Origin of the sequence: Synechococcus sp. Cruz CV12-2-Slac-r, from assembly GCF_024346075.1 — a bacterium.
Classification (GTDB): Bacteria; Cyanobacteriota; Cyanobacteriia; order PCC-6307; family Cyanobiaceae; genus Synechococcus_D.
Genome location: NZ_JAGQEK010000215.1, coordinates 1 through 2,289 on the forward strand (window position 1 = coordinate 1; position 2,289 = coordinate 2,289).

At 32.1% G+C, this 2,289-nt stretch carries 3 protein-coding genes; 1 reads left to right on the forward strand and 2 read right to left on the reverse strand.

Annotation, left to right across the window (positions count from 1 at the left end):
• Positions 1 to 110: 110 nt before the first annotated feature.
• Positions 111 to 569 (reverse strand): hypothetical protein, encoded by a 459-nt coding sequence (locus KB557_RS10825; protein WP_255134107.1) that lies wholly within the window; start codon positions 567 to 569, stop codon positions 111 to 113.
• 987 nt (positions 570 to 1,556) lie between these two features.
• Between KB557_RS10825 and KB557_RS10830 the strand changes: the two genes are divergently transcribed.
• Entirely contained in the window at positions 1,557 to 2,090 is a 534-nt protein-coding gene (locus KB557_RS10830; RefSeq protein WP_255134108.1) for a hypothetical protein, read from the forward strand.
• A gap of 6 nt (positions 2,091 to 2,096) precedes the next feature.
• Here the strand turns inward: KB557_RS10830 and KB557_RS10835 are convergent.
• A partial coding sequence (locus tag KB557_RS10835; protein ID WP_255134110.1) for a hypothetical protein occupies positions 2,097 to 2,289 on the reverse strand: 193 nt, incomplete at its 5' end.

Consider the following 2,289-nt stretch of genomic DNA (forward strand, 5'->3'; position numbering starts at 1 on the left):
GGGCGCAACCACCCCAGATCCACGCAAGGAGCAAAGCAAATGTCAAAAATTGATTTTTCCTTCTTTCTATCTGCCTTCCCCTTGCCAACTCCTGATCAACTACAAGCAGATTAACCTAAAAATTCCTCATCCCAATCCTTTTTCTGTAATCTAATTCGAGAAAGATTATTTGATGGAGTTGCGTAGATATGTTCGCCAGGTTGTTTTACAATACCTTTACCAAAATTTTGCCTTGCAGGTTTATCTGCTGGTTTCTTTTCTGATCTAAAACTTACCTGATCCCATTTTAAACCCAATTGTTTTCGGATCTTATTACTTTGTGCCTTTGCTGATTCATACCCTGTAATTCCTCTTGCTAATATAGCATTAGTATCTGTACGGAAAATATAAAATGTTGAATCCTCATCCAATAACATTAACTCCTCAGCAGTCATTAATGCACTTGGCAGCGGATCCATTTCAGGTGAATCTAATTTCTTTTTTCTATGCCTTTTAATTACTACTAAGACACGCTTTGCTATTTCCTGTAGATGAATAAAATCAATTATATTCTGTTCTCTCTTATTCATATTCCACTCTTTAATTTACCTTTACTGATCTTGGCATACTCTTCTCGTATTTGAAGAATTAAATACTCATCTAAGTGCTTAAATCTTTTATTTACTCTTTGCACCTCTTTTAGCATTTCACCTTCTACTGAATTTAATTGGATTCTTATTGTTGTCATTGACTTATTCTATTATTAGTTGAACCAAATACAACCTGATGCTTCTCTCTTAATAATGTTTTATATAAACCACTAATATCCATTTTGTATAGATCCATTAGATCATTCATTTGTGACAACAATAATGGATACTCTATTTCCTTAAAACTAATTTGCTTTACTTTGGGTATTGATTTCATTTATTGCTCCAAATGTAATCTATACCTATTTATACATGATAAACTCTAAGGGGGATTTAACTTTTCCTTACAACGTACACTCTAAGGCAACTCAGCAAACCCCATTTATAACTCAATTAAAATTTAATTTGTTGTATTTATAATACTACATTCTATATAAACCCTATAATTCTCTTTTGATTATTCATCAATTAAATTTTATTGCCATTAAACTACATTAACATGAACCAACTAATTCTCAATTGAGTTTCATTTGATTTTCTATTGATTAGTTTTAATGAATACAACCTATAGATTTTATTGAGTTTCTTTTGGGTTTATTTAATAAATTTAATTCATATCAAATAGATACACATTTGATTTTGATTTGATTTTGATTAATTTTTTTTTTGGGTTTCTTTTTAGTTGTTTTAACGGGTTTAATAAATTAATTTTTTTGAGTTTGTATTGATGAATGAACTAAAGGGTTTTATCAAACATCTACAATGTTAATTATAATACTTTTCTTGGGTTTTGTCAAGTGCCTTTGTTTATCTTGAATCCATAAAGACAGGAGTTCTTCAAAACCTCTACAAGGTTATTTATGCTTTTTGATATTTGACGAAATTCATAAAATATGCTATAATGATATTTGCGTCATCGTACTCTATATGTCTATTAGTATTGAAGAAAATTTAATTCATTATATCGCTTCATCACTTCCTTTGTTCTCAAAGCAATCAAACTCATATCGCTTTCAATGCCCCTATTGTCAATTCAGTGGTAAAGACAGCAAAGGTAAATCGCTTGTTCCATCAACTGCTAAAGGTTATTTCTACAGCATTTATAATGCTTGGAATTACAAGTGCCATAAATGCGGTATCTCACAATCATTTGAGAAATTTATTGCTGCTCAATACCCTTTACTACACTTTGAATATGTAAAAATGAGAGATCAGTTGGGCATTGCTGGTTACCAAACCAACTGCCCATCACTCGAAAAACTTTTATCCAAATATGGCATCACCAACAGCAATCCACCTGTTTTCCTGATTAGTAATAATGCAAAACCAACCAATGATCCAAAGGTCACCAAACTGCCCTCAATGCGCTCACCACAGCAGCAAGCAGGTCACCAGTCACAAATCAATCATCTGCTCAAGATAAAAGCGCAGCAGAAGAGAGATCGTGAACAATGGTGGTAAATGCTATCAATTCATTTGATTTAATAAATCAGCAACCAATTCATTCAGATGTGAATGCTTGTTCTTTACTTCAAGTAAGCGTTTGCGATAATTAAAACGTAATGCTCTTGATTCAGTTTTGTTATATTCAATTGCTATTTTATAGCAGTACATTGCTCCATACTTTTCCCACATTCCTTCGCTGCTACCAGATAAACGA

Bases quoted from the DNA above. Each gene is read 5' to 3' on its own strand.
- KB557_RS10830 (WP_255134108.1), top strand. From the start codon at position 1,557: ATGTCTATTAGTATTGAAGAAAATTTAATTCATTATATCGCTTCATCA.
- KB557_RS10825 (WP_255134107.1), bottom strand. From the start codon at position 569: ATGAATAAGAGAGAACAGAATATAATTGATTTTATTCATCTACAGGAA.